This window comes from Streptococcus australis (assembly GCF_003943615.1).
GTDB lineage: Bacteria > Bacillota > Bacilli > Lactobacillales > Streptococcaceae > Streptococcus > Streptococcus australis_C.
The window spans coordinates 1-525 of record NZ_RJPZ01000013.1; the positions used below are offsets into that span (position 1 = coordinate 1).

Annotated in this window: 1 rRNA gene; it reads right to left on the minus strand. The window is 50.2% G+C overall.

Going from position 1 to position 525, the window contains the following annotated elements:
- Nucleotides 1-490: ribosomal RNA gene (locus tag D8785_RS09785) — 16S ribosomal RNA — on the minus strand; the annotation flags it as partial.
- Between the last annotated feature and the right edge of the window lie 35 nt (nt 491-525).

Genomic DNA, 525 nt, shown 5'->3' on the forward strand with positions numbered 1-525 from the left:
CCACTCTCACACTCGTTCCACTCTCACACTCGTTCTTCTCTTACAACAGAGCTTTACGATCCGAAAACCTTCTTCACTCACGCGGCGTTGCTCGGTCAGACTTCCGTCCATTGCCGAAGATTCCCTACTGCTGCCTCCCGTAGGAGTCTGGGCCGTGTCTCAGTCCCAGTGTGGCCGATCACCCTCTCAGGTCGGCTATGTATCGTCGCCTTGGTGAGCCGTTACCTCACCAACTAGCTAATACAACGCAGGTCCATCTGGTAGTGATGCANTTGCACCTTTCAAGCAGATATCATGCAATATCTACTGTTATGCGGTATTAGCTATCGTTTCCAATAGTTATCCCCCGCTACCAGGCAGGTTACCTACGCGTTACTCACCCGTTCGCAACTCATCCGGAAAGAGCAAGCTCCTTCCTTCAGCGTTCTACTTGCATGTATTAGGCACGCCGCCAGCGTTCATCCTGAGCCAGGATCAAACTCTCATTAAAATAATTGTTTGTCTTAAACTCATTCTGTCACTGAC